Annotated in this window: 18 protein-coding genes; 6 read left to right on the top strand and 12 right to left on the bottom strand. The window is 71.7% G+C overall.

The features are described 5' to 3' along the window. Positions 1–144 precede the first annotated feature (144 nt). From KAG51_RS02735 to KAG51_RS02715, 5 genes are all read right to left on the bottom strand, one after another. Entirely contained in the window at positions 145–1,908 is a 1,764-nt protein-coding gene (locus KAG51_RS02735) for a penicillin-binding protein 2 (protein WP_290580378.1), read from the bottom strand. Continuing rightward, complete coding sequence (locus tag KAG51_RS02730; protein ID WP_290580376.1) at positions 1,905–2,342, bottom strand: hypothetical protein; 438 nt, start codon at positions 2,340–2,342, stop codon at positions 1,905–1,907. The genes KAG51_RS02735 and KAG51_RS02730 overlap by 4 nt, the downstream gene beginning before the upstream one ends. A gap of 94 nt (positions 2,343–2,436) precedes the next feature. Continuing rightward, positions 2,437–3,393 (bottom strand): 16S rRNA (cytosine(1402)-N(4))-methyltransferase RsmH, encoded by a 957-nt coding sequence (rsmH, locus tag KAG51_RS02725; protein WP_290580374.1) that lies wholly within the window; start codon positions 3,391–3,393, stop codon positions 2,437–2,439. Between the two features lie 166 nt (positions 3,394–3,559). Then, entirely contained in the window at positions 3,560–4,009 is a 450-nt protein-coding gene (mraZ, locus tag KAG51_RS02720; RefSeq protein ID WP_290580372.1) for a division/cell wall cluster transcriptional repressor MraZ, read from the bottom strand. A gap of 300 nt (positions 4,010–4,309) precedes the next feature. Then, positions 4,310–4,738, bottom strand: coding sequence for a DUF3040 domain-containing protein (locus KAG51_RS02715; RefSeq protein WP_290580370.1), 429 nt, complete (start codon positions 4,736–4,738; stop codon positions 4,310–4,312). Between the two features lie 86 nt (positions 4,739–4,824). On the opposite strand from KAG51_RS02715, the gene KAG51_RS02710 reads away from it, so the two are divergent. Next, positions 4,825–6,087, top strand: a complete 1,263-nt coding sequence (locus tag KAG51_RS02710; RefSeq protein ID WP_290580368.1) for an NAD(P)/FAD-dependent oxidoreductase — start codon at positions 4,825–4,827, stop codon at positions 6,085–6,087. Positions 6,088–6,142: 55 nt separating this feature from the next. Here the strand turns inward: KAG51_RS02710 and metF are convergent, their stop codons facing one another. Next, on the bottom strand, positions 6,143–7,036 hold the full coding sequence (gene metF, locus KAG51_RS02705) for a methylenetetrahydrofolate reductase [NAD(P)H] (protein ID WP_290580366.1): 894 nt from the start codon (positions 7,034–7,036) through the stop codon (positions 6,143–6,145). A 23-nt stretch (positions 7,037–7,059) separates the two neighbouring features. Between metF and KAG51_RS02700 the strand changes: the two genes are divergently transcribed. From KAG51_RS02700 to KAG51_RS02690, 3 genes are all read left to right on the top strand, one after another. Beyond that, positions 7,060–8,148 (top strand): polyprenyl synthetase family protein, encoded by a 1,089-nt coding sequence (locus KAG51_RS02700; protein ID WP_290580364.1) that lies wholly within the window; start codon positions 7,060–7,062, stop codon positions 8,146–8,148. 71 nt (positions 8,149–8,219) lie between these two features. Further along, complete coding sequence (pknB, locus tag KAG51_RS02695; RefSeq protein ID WP_290580362.1) at positions 8,220–10,271, top strand: Stk1 family PASTA domain-containing Ser/Thr kinase; 2,052 nt, start codon at positions 8,220–8,222, stop codon at positions 10,269–10,271. A 23-nt stretch (positions 10,272–10,294) separates the two neighbouring features. Beyond that, positions 10,295–10,828: a carboxymuconolactone decarboxylase family protein gene (locus KAG51_RS02690; protein WP_290580360.1), complete on the top strand. Its 534-nt coding sequence runs from the start codon at positions 10,295–10,297 to the stop codon at positions 10,826–10,828. 337 nt (positions 10,829–11,165) lie between these two features. Here KAG51_RS02690 and KAG51_RS02685 read toward each other — a convergent pair whose 3' ends face one another. Together KAG51_RS02685 and KAG51_RS02680 are read right to left on the bottom strand one after the other, a co-directional pair. Then, positions 11,166–12,506, bottom strand: a complete 1,341-nt coding sequence (locus KAG51_RS02685) for a class II 3-deoxy-7-phosphoheptulonate synthase (RefSeq protein ID WP_290580358.1) — start codon at positions 12,504–12,506, stop codon at positions 11,166–11,168. A gap of 42 nt (positions 12,507–12,548) precedes the next feature. Continuing rightward, positions 12,549–13,283, bottom strand: a complete 735-nt coding sequence (locus KAG51_RS02680) for a lysophospholipid acyltransferase family protein (protein WP_290580356.1) — start codon at positions 13,281–13,283, stop codon at positions 12,549–12,551. 68 nt (positions 13,284–13,351) lie between these two features. Here KAG51_RS02680 and KAG51_RS02675 point away from each other — a divergent pair, with 68 nt between their 5' ends. Together KAG51_RS02675 and KAG51_RS02670 are read left to right on the top strand one after the other, a co-directional pair. Further along, positions 13,352–14,152, top strand: a complete 801-nt coding sequence (locus KAG51_RS02675; protein WP_290580354.1) for an alpha/beta fold hydrolase — start codon at positions 13,352–13,354, stop codon at positions 14,150–14,152. After that, positions 14,145–14,567 (top strand): hypothetical protein, encoded by a 423-nt coding sequence (locus KAG51_RS02670; protein WP_290580352.1) that lies wholly within the window; start codon positions 14,145–14,147, stop codon positions 14,565–14,567. The genes KAG51_RS02675 and KAG51_RS02670 overlap by 8 nt, the downstream gene beginning before the upstream one ends. Here KAG51_RS02670 and KAG51_RS02665 read toward each other — a convergent pair. Genes KAG51_RS02665 through KAG51_RS02650 form a run of 4 tightly spaced genes read right to left on the bottom strand, consistent with a single transcriptional unit; the run spans position 14,479 to position 17,182 of the window. Continuing rightward, positions 14,479–15,531, bottom strand: a complete 1,053-nt coding sequence (locus tag KAG51_RS02665; RefSeq protein WP_290580350.1) for an ROK family glucokinase — start codon at positions 15,529–15,531, stop codon at positions 14,479–14,481. The two genes, KAG51_RS02670 and KAG51_RS02665, sit on opposite strands and share 89 nt — an antisense overlap. Further along, positions 15,524–16,444, bottom strand: a complete 921-nt coding sequence (locus tag KAG51_RS02660) for an ROK family protein (protein ID WP_290580348.1) — start codon at positions 16,442–16,444, stop codon at positions 15,524–15,526. The genes KAG51_RS02665 and KAG51_RS02660 overlap by 8 nt, the downstream gene beginning before the upstream one ends. Continuing rightward, complete coding sequence (locus tag KAG51_RS02655) at positions 16,441–16,749, bottom strand: hypothetical protein (RefSeq protein ID WP_290580346.1); 309 nt, start codon at positions 16,747–16,749, stop codon at positions 16,441–16,443. The genes KAG51_RS02660 and KAG51_RS02655 overlap by 4 nt, the downstream gene beginning before the upstream one ends. After that, positions 16,742–17,182, bottom strand: coding sequence for an SRPBCC family protein (locus KAG51_RS02650; protein ID WP_290580344.1), 441 nt, complete (start codon positions 17,180–17,182; stop codon positions 16,742–16,744). The genes KAG51_RS02655 and KAG51_RS02650 overlap by 8 nt, the downstream gene beginning before the upstream one ends. Positions 17,183–17,189 lie beyond the last annotated feature (7 nt).

Here is a 17,189-nt window from a genome sequence, read left to right as displayed (position 1 = left end):
TCTAGAGCATCGGCCTTACGCGAAGGTCGAGGGGTTGCGGGCGCCAGAGCACCCTCAACCCCTCAGATTCCGTCCCCCGGCGCCAAAGGCGATAGCGAAACTGAGCCGCCCGTGACGTGCTCCAGCGAGCCACGTGGCGGCTCGTCACCAGCTAAGCGGCGTCTGGGGTGCGGGGGCACCGGTCGGGAGGATCCCGAAGCGCTGCAGGGCCATCGACATGATGTCGCGGAACACCGGGGCCGCCGTGCCGCCGCCACTGGCGGCCGCCGTCGGGTTGTCGATCACGACATAGGTCAGGAAGCGCGGCGCGTCGGCGGGGGCGAATCCCATGAACGAGACCGTGTGTGATCCGCTCACGTAGCGGCCGGTGTCGGGGTCGACCCGCCACGCCGTACCGGTCTTGCCCGCCACCCGGTAGCCGGGGATCTGGGCCGCCGGCGCCGAGCCGTCGTCCGTCGTGACCGCTTCCATCATCGTGGTGACCGAACGCGCGGCCTCCTGCGAGATGATCTGCTTCGGCGCGTCGTGCGGGGTCGGCGTGGTCACGCCCTCGGGCGAGCGCGAACCGCTGACGACCGTGGGCTCACAGATCTGGCCGCCGTTCGCGATCGCTCCGACCGCCCGCACCATCTGCATCGCGGTGACCGATACGCCTTGACCGAACGAGATCGTGGCGTGATTGGCCTTCGACCAGCCCGCGGGGTCGGTCAGGATGCCGACCGACTCGCCCGGGAGGCCGACACCGGTCTTCGTGCCGAACCCGAAACGGCTCAGGTACTCGTACATCGTCTCGTCGTCCATCTGCTGCGAGGCGATGATCGTGCCGAGGTTCGAGGACTTGGCGATGACGCCCGCGGCCGTGAGGTTGAGCTGGCCGTGGTTCCAGGCGTCGCCGATCGTGAAGCCGTCGATCGACATCGACGAGGGCACGCTGATCGGCGTCGTCGGGGAGATCTTGCCCTGATCGGCGAGCGCCGCCATCGTGATGGCCTTCATGACCGAGCCGGGCTCGTACACCGTCTGCAGGCCCCGGCTGACGGTCTTGGCGTCGGTCAGCCCGGTCTTCGCATCGGCGTCGAACGTCGGCACCTGCGACATCTGCAGCACCTCGCAGGTCTGGACGTCGAGCGTCACGGCGAGGCCCCAGTCGGCTCCGGCGGCCTGCACCGCCTGCGACAGGGTGTCGTCGGCGTACCACTGCAGGTCGCTGTCGATCGTGGTCGTGACGTCGCTCCCGGGCACCATGTCGGTGACCTGGCTGTCGGCGAGCGGGATCTTCTCCCCCGTGGGCGAGACGCTGTAGGTCGCGGATCCGTCGGTGCCGGAGAGCAGGTCGTCGTACCGCTGCTCGAGTCCGCCGACGCCCTGGCCGTCGTTGTTCAGGCGCCCGATGAGATTGGCCGCGACGGAGCCGTTCGGATAGGACCGCAGGCTCTCGTGCTGCACGAAGACACCCGTGAGCTCGGCCTCCTTGAGACCGTCCATGACCTGGTCGGCCTGCCACGCCGGGATGTCCTTGACGACGTACACGAATCGGCTGTCGGGCTTGCGCAGCTGGTCGATGAGGTCGAAGTAGTCGACCTCGGTCCCGAGGACCTCCCGCAGGATGCCGGCGATCCTCGGCGCGTTCTCGGCCGTCAGCGTGGGATCGGCCGTCAGCGTGATCCCGTCGTAGCTCGTCGCGAGCGGCACGCCGTTGCGGTCGAGGATCTGTCCGCGCTCGGCCGGCACCACGGTGGAGCGCGTCCCGGCGTCGCTCGCCATCGCCGCGTAGGCGCTGGTGTCGAATCCCTGGATCTGCAGCAGGCGCGCACCGAAGGCGAGGAACACGACCAGCACCACCGCCAGGCTGATCTGCACCCGACGACGGACGACCCCCGCCCGCCGCGCCCGCGTGGTGCCGGTCACGGCTGGCTCCCGGCCGGCGTGGGAACGCCGATGATCTCCCCGGTGTCAGGCTTCAGGAAGACCGGGGTCTGGTTCGGGATCATGCCGATCCCGCTCGCCGCGGCCGCCAGCGACGCGGGGCTCGCCTGGCGGTCGGCCTCGTACTGGAGCTGCTGCTGCTGCACCGTGAGGCTCGAGGACTCCTGCTGCAGCCGCGCCAGCTCGAAGGCCTGATTCTGCAGCACGGTGCTGAGGACGACCAGGCCGACGAGGCCGACCGACAGGACCGTGACGACGACCACGACGAACGGAGCACGCCGAGCCCGGGCACGAGCCGGGGCCACGATGCGCAGCGCGCGCTCGCGGGCCGCACCGGCCCGGGACAGGTCCCGGGCCGGTGCGGTCGCGCCCCGTGCCGTCGACCGGACCACCGAGCGTGCGGGTGCCGCGCTCATGACCGCACCGCCTCGGCGACACCTGCACGGGGCGGGACCACGATGAGGACGAGCGGAACCGTCATGACGGCACCCACCCCGTTCGCTCGATCACTCATGCGGCAGCCACCCTCTCCACGGCCCGGACCCGCACGGAGGCGGCCCGGGGATTGGCCTCGATCTCGGCGGGCGAGGCGACCTCGGCACCGCGGGTGAGGAGCGTGAACCGGGGACGCTGGTCCGCTGGGACGATCGGCAGGTCGCGCGGCGCGGTGCTCGTGGTCACGGCACTGAAACGACGCTTCGTGATGCGGTCCTCCAACGAGTGGTACGACAGCACCACGACCCGGCCGGACACGTCGAGGACGTCCAGCGCCGCCGGCAGCGCCCGCTCGTACACGCGCAGCTCGTCGTTGACCTCGATCCGGAGCGCCTGGAAGGTGCGCTTGGCCGGGTTGCCCCCCGTGCGTCGGGCGGCCTGCGGGATGCTCTCGCGCACGAGGTCGACCAGGCGTGCGCTCGTCGTGAAGGGCTCGACCTCGCGCGCCCGCACGACGTTGTCGGCGATGCGCTTGGCGAACTTCTCCTCGCCGTAGACCCGCAGGACGCGCGCCAGGTCCCGGGCGTCGTACTCGTTGAGGACGTCGGCGGCGGTCACGGGACCGCTGGCGTCCATCCGCATGTCGAGCGGGGCGTCCTGGGCGTAGGCGAAGCCGCGGTCGGCCTCGTCGAGCTGCATCGAGGACACCCCGAGGTCGAACAGCACCGCCGAGACCGTCGGCGCGCCGGCCTCGGCGACCACGCGAGCAATGTCGTCGTAGACCGCCTCGGCCGCCGTGAAGCGCTCCCCGAACTGCGCGAGCCGCTCCCGCGCGATGCGCAGCGCATGGGGATCGCGGTCGATGCCGATGACCCGCGCCCGGGGGAAGGTCTCGAGGAACGCCCGGGAGTGCCCGCCCAGGCCCAGCGTCGTGTCGACGACGACCGCGCGGTCCCCCGCAGCCTCGACGGCCGGGGCGAGCAGCTCGAGCACACGCTCGAGCGCCACCGGCACGTGGGACGGGGAGGTCATCGGCGCTCCTGGGAGGGGTCGGTCTGGGCTGCTGCGAGAACGGTGGAGACGGGGTGCTGCGTGAGCGGCCGTGGGTCCAGACCCCCGGCCGTGCGGTCCTGGCGCCGGGGAAGTGCGCCAGGGCTGCTCGGTCGGAGATCTCGCTCCACGGACGGGCGGTGACGGGTCAGAAGAGGTCGAAGTCCTCCTCGTCGCCGAGATTGGCGAAGGCCTCGTCCTGCTCGGCGGTGAACTGCGTCCAGCGCTGCTCGTCCCAGATCTCGATCCGGTCCATCGCGCCGATCACGGCACAGTCGCGCTCCAGGGAGGCCCATTCGCGCAGCAGGGCCGGGATCGCGACTCGCCCCTGCTTGTCCGGCACCTCGGTCGAGGCACTCGCGTACAGGGAGCGCTGGAAATAGCGCACCTGACGGTTCGTGAAGGACGAGGCCCGCAGCTTCTGCGTCAGCTCCGAGAACGTCTCGGGCTTCCACCCGTAGATGCAGTTCTCCTGTCCCTTCGCCAGCACGACGCCCTCGTGGAACATCGCGCGGAACTTGGCGGGAAGGAAGATCCGTCCCTTCTCGTCGAGCTTGGGGGTGAACGTGCCGAAGAACTGCGCGGACTCGACGGTCACGGCGCACCTCCTCCACGTCACGCCGAGTCATCTCGGCTGCTCCCTTTTGCTCCACAGTACTCCACTTTGCACCACTGACGTATCCGGAGGCCGGCATTGCAGCATCAAATTTCTGCGCGTGTCGCCGCGTCTCGGCCGGGAATGCGCCGGAACGACGGCGCGGAGCTACCCAGGTGGAGCGATGGGGAGCGTCAGAGAGCGCGCGGACGCGGCCCGGCGCACGATCGTGGCCGGGCACACGAAAAACGGACCGAACCCGGGAGGGTTCGGTCCGTCAGGTAGAGCGGGGTGGTGGAGGGGTCAGAAACCGCCGTTGTCGTCGCGCCGCTTCTGCCAGCGCTGTTCCATGCGCTCGACGAAGCTGCCGGACTTCTGCGGCCGCTGCGAGCGACCCGGCCCGGCACTTGCGCGAGGCGCCCGCGGGGAGCCGCCCTCGGCGGGAGCCTCGGAACCCGAGCCGAAGCCGCGGCGCCAGGAACCCACGAAGAAGTAGCCGCTGCCGACCATCAGCACGAACCCGATGACCGCGAGCCACGTGTACGTCAGCATCGTGCCGTAGAAGAGCACGCCCAGACCGGCCACGAAGCCGATGCCGGCCAGCACGGCGATGCGGCGGTTGCGGGCCTCGAGCGCGGACCCGCGCAGCGTCGAGGCAAAAGCCGGGTCCTCGGCAGCGAGCGACTGCTCGAGCTGCTGGAGAAGTCGGGCTTCCTCGTCTGACAGCGGCACGGTTGCCTCCTGAAGCGATGGCGTTTCTCCAAGTCTAGGCGCCCTTCGGTCACCGGACCAGCCGGAGTGCGCACTAGGGTGCTCGCATGTCTCAGATCGTGGTCGTCGGCGCCGGCTTCGCGGGCCTCTCGGCCGCCGTCCGACTCGCGAAGTCCCACCACGACGTGACCCTCCTGGAGGCGTCGGAACGCGTCGGTGGAGCGCTCCACGGGATCGAGATCGACGGACGCCGGTGGAACCTGCATCCGCAGGCGGTCACGACCCCCGGGGTGTTTCGCGACCTGTTCCGCAAGTCGGGCCGCACGATGGAGGCGAGCCTCGGCCTGGCCCCGGCTCCCCCACGCCGGCACGTCTTCGCCAGCGGTTCGGTGCTCGACCTTCCGCACGGACACCGCAGCGAGCAGCACGACGCGATCGAGGCGCTCGTGGGTTTCGACACGTGGTCGCCGTGGGTCGACTCGCTCGCCGAGGTCTGGGAGGTCCTGCGCCGCCAGTCCTACGACCAGGTCCTGACCGGCCCCGAGGCCTTCGACCGCACCGCTCGCAAGCTCCTGCACCCGCGCCGAATGATGACGTCCTTCGGTCGCCGCAGCTTCGGCGATCCGCGACTGCGCAAGCTCGTGCTCGACCCCGTCCGGCACCACGGGCTCGACCGGGGCGCCACGCCGGCGTTCCTCTCGGTCTGGCACTACGTCGAGCGCACGTTCGGCCAGTGGAGCTTCGACGGCGACTGGCCGGGCCTGGCCGCCGCGCTCGAGAAGCGCCTGCGCGAACGCAAGGTCGACCTGCGCACCGGGACCCGCGGTCGCTCGATCGCCCGCGACGGCGACCGGGTGGTCGGCGTCGACACCGATGCCGGCCGCGTCGACGCCGAGGTCGTGATCTGGTGCAACCGCAGCGTGCCCACCGGCGACGCACGCCGGTCCGGCACCCCGGCCGTGCCCGCCTCGCGCACCTTCCTGGTCCTGGGCGAGGACCCGCCGGAGCTGGCCCCGGAGACGCTCGTGCACGGCAATCCGCCCGTCCTGGCCCATCGGACCTCGCCGGGCGTCTGGACGCTCGAGCACCGCAGCGGCGAGGACGTGCTCGCCGCACTGGCCCGCTTCGGCATCGACCTGCGGGACCGGGTGCTGGAGCGTCACGACCTCAATCCGTCTCAGGTCGTCGGCCACGTCGACGACGGCTGGACGTGGACGGGATGGACGTCGATGTTCCAGCGCCCCGGCGTCGCCCCGGCCGGTGGACTCTTCCACGCCGGCGCGCACGCCCACCCCGGGCCACGGCTGGAGCACATCGGCATGGCCACGGCCGCGATCTCCGCCGCCGTGGGCACGGCCCCTCGCCGGTAGCGCCACGGACCCGCACGACCGCGGGCCGGCTGAGGGCCTGTTCGAGTCGCGCGCCTCAGAGCACGCCGTCGGCGCGGAGCGCCTCCCAGATCTCCCGGGTCGCCTTGGACCGGTTGAGCGTGATGAAGTGAAGCCCCGGCGCGCCGCCCGCGACCAGGTCGCGACACAGCTGCGTCGCGAGCTCGATGCCCGCGGCACGGACCTTGACCGGATCGTCGGCGATCGGCTCGATGACGTCGAGCACCTCCCGCGGCATCTCGGCCCCGGAGAGCTCGGCCATGCGCGCGACCTGCCCGTAGTTCAGGATCGGCATGATCCCGGGGATGATCGGGATCTGCGAGTCGAGCGCCCGGACCCGCTCGACGAGCTCGAAGTAGTCCGAGGGCCGGAAGAACAGCTGCGTGATCGCGAACTCGGCCCCGGCGCGCGCCTTGTCGACGAGCACCTGGGCGTCGTGGTCGCGGCTCTCGGCGTCCGGATGACCCTCCGGGAAGGCCGCGACGCCCACCAGGAAGCGCTCCTGCGCCGCCGCGAGCTCGACGAGGTCGATCGCGTGGTCCATGCCGCCCGGATGGGTCTCCCACGCGGCCCTCGGGCCACCGGGCGGGTCGCCGCGCAGGGCCAGGACGTGCTGGACGCCGGCGTCGGCGTACTCGTCGAGCACGCCCGCGACCTCCTCGCGGGTCTGCCGGACCAGGGTGAGGTGCGCGACCGGGCACAGACTGGTCTCCCGAGCGATGCGCGACGTGACGCGCACCGTGCGGTCCTGGCTCGTCCCACCGGCCCCGTACGTGATCGACACGAAGGTGGGCCGGAGGGTCTCCAGCTGCGTGATGGTCTCCCAGAGGACGTCTTCGCCGGCGTCGTCCTTCGGTGGGAAGAACTCGAACGACACGGTCGGTCTGGCGCTGGCGAGCTGGTCGAGCAACGCACGGTCGAGGTCAGGCACGGGGCCACGGTATCGTCCGCGGCGTGCGTCCGACCGACAACTCCCCCGTCGATCTCGTGACGATCGACACCGCGCTGGCGGAGTTCGTCGCCCGTCAGCGCGCCCGCTGGGCCGGCGTCCATCCCGAGCTCGACGGCTTCGTCGACGCCGCAGCCGACTTCGTCGCCGACGGCAAGCGGATGCGCCCCCTGTTCTGTCTCGCCGGGTGGCGCGCCGCGACAGGAGCCCACACCGCGGCCCCGGCACCACGGGCCGTCGTGACGGCCGCGGCCTCCTGGGAGTGGTTGCAGGGCAGTGCGCTGGTCCACGACGACCTGATGGACGCCAGCGACACGCGCCGCGGTCGCCCGAGCGTCCACCGCGCCTTCGAGCGCCGCCACCGCGACGAGGGCCGTGTCGGCGATCCGGCGGGCTTCGGCGCCGGGGCCGCGATCCTGCTCGGCGACCTGATGCTCTCGTGGAGCGACGAGATGCTGCGGCACGCCGCGGACATCGACCCCGACCTCACCGCCGGACCCGGCGCCGCACGGCTCGCCCGGGCGTTCGCCGTGCTCGACACCTGCAAGACCGAGGTCACGTTCGGCCAGTACCTCGACGTCGCGGCGCAGACGCGCGCCGAGGTCGACGCCGATGCCGCGATGCTCGTGGTGCGGCTCAAGACCGCGAAGTACACGATCGAGCGGCCGCTGCACCTCGGCGCTGTGCTGGGCGGCGCCGACGACGACCTCCTGGAGCGACTCAGTGCCGTCGCGATGCCTCTGGGCTCGGCGTTCCAGCTGCGCGACGACGTGCTCGGCGTCTTCGGCGACCCGGCCACGACCGGCAAGCCCGCGGGCGACGACCTGCGTGAGGGCAAGCGCACCCTGCTGATCGCTCGAGCCATGGCGCGGCTGTCCACCGACGACGCCGCTCGCCTGTCCGACATGCTGGGCACGTCCGCAGGGGTGACGGCCGCCGCCGAGCTCGTCCGGTCCAGCGGGGCGCTCCAGGACGTCGAGGCCGAGATCGACCGCTGTGCCGCCCAGGCCACCGGCGCCTTGACCGCTCTGCCGGCCGTGGCACAGGAGACACTTGCCCCGCTGATCGACCGCGCGGTCCGTCGGGATCGCTGACCCACTCACTAGACTCGCGGGGCAGGGCCGCTGACCGGCGGCCCGTCGGTCTGCGCGCGAGGAGGTGGAGCATGGCAGTCGTGGGCGACGACGCCATGATCGGCCAGCTCGTGCACGACCGGTACCGCATCACCGGATTCATCGCACGCGGCGGCATGGCCAGCGTCTTCACGGCGCAGGACACCCGGCTCGACCGCGAGGTCGCGGTCAAGATCATGCACCACGGCCTCGGCGACACCGATCAGTTCACGGAGCGGTTCCAGCGTGAGGCCAAGTCCGCCGCACGCCTGAACCACCACAACGTCGTCGCCGTGTTCGACCAGGGCAGCGACGGTCCCATCACCTACCTGGTGATGGAGCTCGTCCCGGGCCGCACGCTGCGCGAGGTCATGCGCCACGAGTCCCCCATGCCCACCCTGCGCGCGCTGGACCTGGTCGAGCAGGTCCTGATCGCGCTGGTCGCAGCCCACGACGCCGGCATCGTGCACCGCGACATCAAGCCCGAGAACGTGCTCATCACCCCCGACGGCGACGTCAAGGTGGCCGACTTCGGGCTGGCCCGGGCCGTGAGCTCGGCCACGACCGCGACGGGCAAGACACTGATCGGCACGGTCTCCTACCTCGCCCCCGAGGTGGTCGTGAACGCCGGCACGGATGCCCGGTCCGACGTCTACTCGGTCGGCGCGATGCTCTACGAGATGCTCACGGGCCTCAAGCCGCACCACGCCGAGTCGCCGATCCAGGTCGCGTACAAGCACGTCCACGAGGACATCGGCCCGCCGTCGGCCCAGCGCCCCGGGCTCCCCGACTACATGGACGCGCTGGTGGCCCGCGCCACGAGCCGCGACCGCGACCGCCGCTCGGCCGATGCGCGCGTGCTCCTGCAGCAGCTGCGCCAGGTCCAACGGGCGCTGCGCGACGGCCTCGAGGACGACCCCGAGCTCGCCGCCGACCTGCGCCCGACACCGGTCACCCCGAGCACGTCCGACGCCGGCGCCGAGGTCGACACGGCCCCGGTGGCCGGACGGGCCGGATCGGCCGACGACGGTGCCGACACCGAGGTCGTCGCCGGGGCAGGAGCGGACGTGGGCACGTCCACGATGGTCCTCGGCGGTGCCACAGCGATGACGCCCGCACCCGGTCCGACGCCGCAGGACGCGGCCCCGGCTCCCCCGGAGCCGCCGCACCGCCCCGCTCCCACGCCGGCACCCGGCCCGGAACCTCAGGGCAACGACCGCCAGACCTCGCGACGCGGTCGCGTGCTGCTGATCCTGGCCCTGCTCCTCACGCTGCTCGCCGGACTCGGCGGGTGGTACTTCGGCATCGGTCGCTACGAGTCGACGCCCAGCCTGGTCAACATGACCGAGCAGCAGGCCCAGACCGCCGCCGAGAAGGCCGGGTACACCTTCACGGTCGACTCCCGCGACTTCTCCGAGACCGTGCCGCTCGGCTCGGTCATCTCCACCAGCCCCGGCCCGGGCGACCGCATCCTGCCCGGCGACCGCATCCAGGCCGTCGTGTCGAAGGGGCCGGAGCGTTACAAGGTCCCCGACCTTCGCGGTCAGACCCCCGAGGCGGCCGAGGCCATCCTCGAGGAGACCAAGCTGAAGCTCGGCGACCAGACCGAGGCCTTCGACCAGGACGTGCCCGAAGGTCAGATCATCGGCGTCGAGGGCGTCGCCGTGGGTGACCAGGTCAAGCGCGACACCGCGATCGACGTCGTGGTCAGCAAGGGTCGCGAGCCCCTCGAGGTGCAGGACTTCACCGGTCAGACGCGCGAGGCCGCGACCTCGGGCCTGCAGGACATCGGGTTCACGGTCACGGCGCAGGAGGAGTTCAGCGACTCCGTGCCTGCGGGCACCGTGATCCGTCAGGACCCTGCGAGCGGCACCAAGCTGCGCGGTGACGCGATCACGATCGTCGTCTCCAAGGGCCCCGACGTCGTCCAGGTCCCCGATGTCGAGGGCATGCGCAAGAACGAGGCGCAATCGACCCTCGAGGCGGCGGGGCTCCAGGTCCAGGTTCTCTTCGGCAACGGCAACTTCGAGGTCCGGGCCCAGACCCCCTCGCCGGGCAGCACGGTCAAGCGCGGCTCGACGGTGCAGATCCTCGGCATCAACTGAGACAGACGTCTAGGATCTGCGGCATGGACTCCACCCCGCGCATCGCTCCCGGCGGTCGCCGCGAGCTCGGGCTCGTCAACCACGGCATCGCCACGATCGCCGGCAAGGTCGTGGGCGGGCCCCGCCCCCACATCTTCACGACCCTGGGGCGCCAGCGCGGGCTGTTCCGTGCCTGGCTCTGGTACTCGGGACGCCTGATGCCGGGCGGCCGGCTGCCGCGCCGCGAGACCGAGCTCGTGATCCTGCACGTCGCCTCGACCCGCGAGTGCGAGTACGAGCTGAACCATCACCGGCGCATCGGCCGGCGCGTCGGCCTGACCGCCGAGCAGGTCGAGCACGCCGGCGACCGTCACTGGGACGGCTGGAGCCGGCGTGAGCGGGCCCTGCTCGAGGGCGCCCACCAGTTCGTGACCCAGCGCGACATCGACGAGACCGCGTGGGCCGCGTTGCAGCAGCACCTCGACGAGGCGACGCTGATCGAGTTCTGCCTGCTCTGCGGTCAGTACGACTCGCTGGCCACGACGCTCATGACCCTGCGGGTCCAGCCCGAGGCGTGACCGGGCAGCTCGTGCGGGGTCGTCCGCCGGGAGCACGGCCCGGCGGAATGTCCGCCGGGAGTGCGGCCCGGCGGAATGGTGCAGGACAAGCAGCCGGAGACCAGGACGTGGGGTCGGGGTCGTCCCCAGGCGATGGCCGGCCGCACGTCGCACGGCAGCTGGTGACTTCGCACGGCACGTGTGCCGTGCGAAGTCACCGACTGCCGTGGGAAGTCCCGCGAACCGCTACCTGACGGCACCCGCTAGCCCGCTCGCTGGTCCGTGCCGCTTGTCGCGTCACCAGACCCGCACCGCACCTCACGCCGGCACCCCGAGGCGCCGCACCACCGGCGAACCGTCAGTCGGTCGCCTCGCCGAGCATCTGGGCGACGAGGAAGGCGAGCTCGAGCGACTGCGCACGGTTCAGGCGCGGGTCGCACAGCGTCTCGTAGCGGGTCGACAGGTCCGCCGCCGAGAGGCGGTGGCCGCCGCCGATGCACTCGGTGACGTCGTCGCCGGTCAGCTCGACGTGCACGCCGCCGGGCCAGGTGCCGAGCGAGCGGTGCACCTCGAAGAAACCGCGGACCTCGTCGATGACGTCGTCGAACTCGCGGGTCTTGTAGCCGTTGTCGGTCGCGAAGGTGTTGCCGTGCATCGGGTCGCAGACCCACGCCGCCTCGATGCCCGCGGCCGTGACCTTCTCCACGATGTGCGGCAGACCGTCGCGGATCTTGCCCGCACCGAAGCGCGTGATGAACGTCAGCTTGCCCGGGACACGGTCGGGGTTGAGCTTCTCGGCCAGCGCGATCGCGTCGTCGGCGGTGGTCGTGGGACCGAGCTTGACCCCCACCGGGTTGGCGATGCGGCTCAGCAGCTCGACGTGCGCCCCGTCGAGCTGGCGCGTGCGCTCGCCGATCCAGAGGAAGTGCGCCGAGACGTCGTAGGGCTGCTCGGTGCGCGAGTCGATACGGGTGAGCGCGTGCTCGTACTCCAGCAGGAGCGCCTCGTGCGAGGAGTAGAAGTCGACCGTGTGGAGCTGCGCCGGGTCGACGCCGATGGCGTCCATGAACGACAGGGCCTTGTCGATCTCGCGGCCCATCGACTCGTACCGCTGCCCGAGCGGGCTGCTGCGGACGAAGTCGTTGTTCCAGGCGTGCATCTGACGCAGATCGGCGTAGCCGCCCTTGGTGAAGGCGCGGGCCAGGTTCAGCGTGGACGAGGAGGCGTTGTAGACGTCGACGAGACGCTGCGGGTCGTGCGCGCGCGCCGCGGGCTCGAAGTCGAAGCCGTTGACCGCGTCGCCCCGGTAGGCCGGCAGGGTCACACCGTCGCGCGTCTCGGTGTCGGACGACCGCGGCTTGGCGTACTGACCGGCCAGGCGCCCGACCTTGACGACCGGGACGCTCGCGGCGTACGTGAGCACGACGGCCATCGAGAGCAGCACCCGCAGCTTGTTGCGGACGTTGTCGGCCGTGACGCCCTCGAACGTCTCGGCACAGTCACCACCCTGCAGCAGGAACGCCTCGCCGCGCGCCACCTGGGCGAGACGGTCACGCAGCGCGTCGCACTCGCCGGCAAACACCAGCGGCGGCATGCGTCGCAGGGTGTCGACGGCCGCGTCGCGCGCGGCCGGGTCCGAGTACGTGGGCTGCTGCGCCGCTCCGATGGCGTGCAGGTCAGCCAGGCTGGGGATGCTCACCGGCCCAGGATATAAGCCTGGCCGCAGCGAGGTACCCCCGCCTCAGCGTCCGGAACCCAGCTCCTCGTGGACCTCGGCCGCCTCGGCGTCCTCGACGGCCTTCTGGCTGAGCTTCTTCGCGTCCTGCGCGTACAGGTCGACGTACTCCTGGTCGGACAGCCGCATGATCTCGTACATGATCTCGTCGGTGATGGCCCGCAGGATGTACCGGTCGCCCTCCATGCCCTCGTAGCGGCTGAAGTCGAGCGGCGCCCCGAACCTCACGCCCGGCCGGATGCGCTTGCCGAACACCTTGCCGGGCGGCGCCACGACATCGGTGCCGATCACGGCGACCGGCACCACGGGGACGCCGGACTCCAGCGCGATCCGGGCGACGCCCGTGCGCCCCCGGTAGAGCTTGCCGTCGTGCGAGCGCGTGCCCTCGGGGAAGATGCCGCACATCTGGCCCTCCCCCAGCAGCCGCAGCTGGGTCTTGATCGCGCCGGCGGCGGCCGAGCCGCTCGTGCGGTCGATCGGCACCTGACCCGAGCCGGAGAAGAACGTCTTCTGCAGCCATCCCTTGACCCCGGGGCCCTCGAAGTACTCGGCCTTGGCCACGAACGTGACCCGCCGCGAGAGGACCAGCGGCATGAAGAGCCAGTCGCTGTAGGACAGGTGGTTGCAGGCCAGGATCACGCCGCCGTCCTTGGGGACGTTCTCGAGGCCCTCGGCCCACGGTCGAAAGACGACGCGCAGCAACGGTCCCAGGGCGAGGAACTTGAGGAACCAGTAGAACAACGCGGCCTCCTTCAGGCAGTCGGCGACGACTCTACTCCGACGTGACCTGGGCGACATACGATGGCGTCATGGCGAGCCCCACACCCGCATCCGGTACCGGCGTCCGGCCGGAGGCCGCCCCGCTCTCCCACGACGGCGGGACTCTCGGATTCCTGCTGAGCCACGGCTTCACCGGTTCCCCCGCGTCGATGGTCCCGTGGGGCGAGCACCTCGTCGCCCAGGGGCACTCCGTGCGGGTGCCGCGGTTGCCCGGGCACGGCACCACGTGGCAGGACATGAACCGGACGCGCTGGCAGGACTGGTACGGCACGGTCGAGGCTGCGTTCCTGGAGCTGCGCGAACGCTGCGACCACGTCGTCGTGGGCGGCCTCTCGATGGGCGGATGCCTGGCCCTGAAGCTGGCCGAGCAGCACGCCGACGCCGTCGACGCCGTCGTCGTGGTCAATCCCGCGATCGCCTCGCGCCGCAAGGACCTGAAGCTCGTGCCGGTGCTGCAGCACGTGCTGCCGTCGATGCCCGGCATCGGCAACGACATCAAGCGACCCGGCACCGACGAGTACGGCTACGACCGCACGCCGCTCAAGGCCCTCGCCTCGATGACCAAGCTCTGGGCCGAGGTGCGCCGCGACCTCGGCCAGGTCCGGGCGCCGCTGCTGTACTTCCGCTCGACCGACGACCACGTCGTGGACTCCTGGTCCCGCGAGCTCGTCCTGGCGGGCATCTCGTCGAGCGTCGTCGACGACGTCACGCTGACCGACAGCTTCCACGTCGCGACGCTCGACCACGACGCTCCGCTGATCTTCGCCCGCACCGACGAGTTCGTGGCGCAGCACGTCTCGGGCGGGACCTCCGGAGGCCGGGGTGCCTGACGACGCCGACCGCATGCGCACCCGCTTCGACAAGATCGTCGAGGGGCTCGACCTGGAGCTGCCCGACGACCTGCGCAGCGCTGAGCCGCCGCCCGAGCCCCGCCGTCCCCAGCCCGAGCGGGCCGTCCCGGTCGAGCTCGACGAGCCTGAGTTCGACGACCTCCCCGACGAGCCGTTCTACCGCCAGGTCGAGCCCGTCGGCATCCCGCAGATGCCGTGGCCCACGACGGTCGCGTGGGTCGCCGCCCTCGGTGTGCCGGCGCTGCTGGTCGTGTGCACCGTGATCGGGGTCTTCCTGCCGCGCGGCATGGTGCTCGGGGGCGGCTTCATCGCCTGCGCCGGGGCGACCTACCTGTTCTCGCGGCTACCCGCGCGCGGCCGGCCGGATTCGCCGGACGACGGCGCCGTGCTCTGATCCGTGCCATATCGGCTGCGCCGACCAGGCCGGCGTCAGGGCCGAGGTGGGCCCGGACGATCCGGGCCTCCGAGCGGAACCCGCGCCCCACGAGCTGATCGGCGTGCGCGGCCCGCGCCGGGGCCAGCAGCATCTCGTCGGCGTCACTGACACCGCCACCGATCACGAACAGACCGGGGTCGATCGAGGCCGACAGGTTCGCCAGGCCGATGCCGAGCCAGTGCCCCACCTCCGCGATCCACGCCACGGCCGTGGCGTCGCCCGCGGCCGCGAGTCGCGTGACGTGGGTGCCGTCGACGAGCACGTCCGCCCCGCTGGTCGTCGGGTGGTCGAGGTGGGCCAGCTCGAGGAGCCGGCGCCCGGCGGGGCTGCCGGCGGCGACCTCGGCGCTGGCACGACGGGTCAGGACCCGACCCGAGGCGTACTGCTCCCAGCACCCGCGGTTGCCGCACTCGCACAGGATCCCGTCGGGCACGACCTGCTGGTGGCCGAACTCCCCCGCCATGCCGTGCGCTCCGCGGTAGGGCTGGCCGTCGATCACGATGGCGCCGCCGATGCCGGTGCCGAGGGTGACCGTGACGACGTCGGGCACGTTCTGCGCCGCGCCGAAGCGCCACTCGGCCCAGGCGCTCGTGTTGGCGTCGTTGTCGACCAGCACCGGCAAGCGCGTGCGCCGCGCCACGCGATCGCGCAGGGGTTCGTTGCGCCACGCCAGGTGCGGCGAGAACATCACGGTCGACTGCGACTCGTCGATAAACCCGGCGGCACCGATGCCGACGGCCTTGACGGGGTGCTCGTCGCGCAGCTCCTCGGTGAGCTCGGCGATCGCGGTGAGCACGAGCTCGGCGTCGGTCGACGGGGTCAGGCGGCGCCGACGCGCCAGGATGCGGCCGTCCTCGTCGACCACACCGGCGGCGATCTTGGTGCCGCCGATGTCGATGCCGACGGCGAGCCGGTCAGGCATCGGCGTCGGGGTCGGTGGCGAGGTCCGCCGCGCCGACGAGGCCGGCCTGGTTGCCGAGCTCGGCTGCGACGACGCGGGGTCCGGGGCGCTCGTCGCCACCGGTCAGGAAGGCTGCCAGACCGCGCCGGACCGGCTCGAGAAGCCGGTCCCCCGCCTCCGCGACGCCGCCTCCGATCACGACGACCTCGGGATCGAGCACCGCGACGAGCGTCGCGATGCCCTCACCGAGGTCGTGGCCGAACTCGGCGAGCAGCTCGCAGGCGGCCGGGTCCTGGATGCTGGCGAGGCGGGTGATCTCCGGGCCGGAGACCGGCGCGCCGCCCGGGCCCTGGAGTCGACCTTCGGCACGACGCTCCAGGGCCGTGCCGCTGGCGTACTGCTCCAGGCATCCGTAGAGGCCGCACCCGCACAGCAACCCGTTGCGCTCGAACCTGATGTGCCCGACCTCGGCGGCGATGCCGTGGGCACCGCGCACCAGGTGTCCGTCGACGACGACTCCGCCACCGACCCCCGTGCCCACCGTGACGGCCAGCATCTGCTGGGCCCCGCGTCCGGCCCCGAAGCGGTGCTCGGCCCAGGCCGCCGCGTTGGCGTCGTTCTCGACCACGACGGGCACGCCGAGCAGCGCCGAGACGTCCTGACCGAGAGGTGCCTCGTTCCAGTCGATGTTCGGGGCCGTGAGCACCGTCTGACGGTCCGCCGAGATGAAGCCCGCAGCGCCGATGCCGACGGCGGCCAGCTCCTGTCCGGCGGCGATCTCGCGCACCAGGTCGGCGATCGTCGCCGGGATGTCGGTCGACGTCGGCGTCGGTCGACGGGCCGACCGCACGATGGCGCCGGTCGCGTCGATGACGCCGGCCGCGATCTTGGTGCCGCCGACGTCCACGCCGACCTCCAGGCCGCGACGGGTCACGACCCGGGCTCCTCGTCGTGCCCGTGGCCACGTCCGCCGGCCTTGTCGACCGCGTCGCGCACGACCTTCATGAGCTCAGCACCGGCGACCAGGACCTGCGAGACGACCTCGGGATGCTCCTGGAGGTAGTCGGCCGCCTGGCACAGCGGGCACCAGCCGTGCGTGCACCCGTGGGTCGAGGACGCGTCGCCGGTCGCGGTGGGCTCGTCGCTGCCGGCCTCGCTCGTGCTGCCGCTGAGGACCGCGGCCAGCAGACGGGCGGCCTCCTCAGCGAGCGTGCCGACCGGCTCGTGGGCGTCAGGCACCGGCAGCCTCGACGTGCTTCTTGAGACCCTTGAGGGCCGAGTCGATCACGACCTTCTCGGCCTTTCGCTTGAGCATCCCCAGCAGCGGGATCGAGACGTCGACCCGGAGCTGGTAGGTGACGGTGGTGCCGGCATCGGCGGGCTCGAGCTCGTACGCCCCGTCCATCGAGGTCAGGACCTCGCCCGGCTCGACGATCTCCCACGAGACGCTGGTGTCGCCGTGCCAGGTGTAGCCCAGGGTGTACTCGTCACGGATGGGGGTCGCGTCGAGCGCGAAACGGACGGTCTCGGGTCGGCCGTCGTCCCCCGTCGTGAGCACCTCGCACCGGCGGACCCCGGTGGCCCAGCTCGGATAGGCGGCGAAGTCGGCGATCACGGCCATCACGTCAGCCGCAGGAGCGGCCACGACGATGTCACCGGAGGTGCGCGCCATCGGTTCT

The organism is Aeromicrobium sp. (assembly GCF_023146395.1).
GTDB lineage: Bacteria > Actinomycetota > Actinomycetes > Propionibacteriales > Nocardioidaceae > Aeromicrobium.
This window is presented reverse-complemented; position numbering and strand designations above follow the sequence as displayed.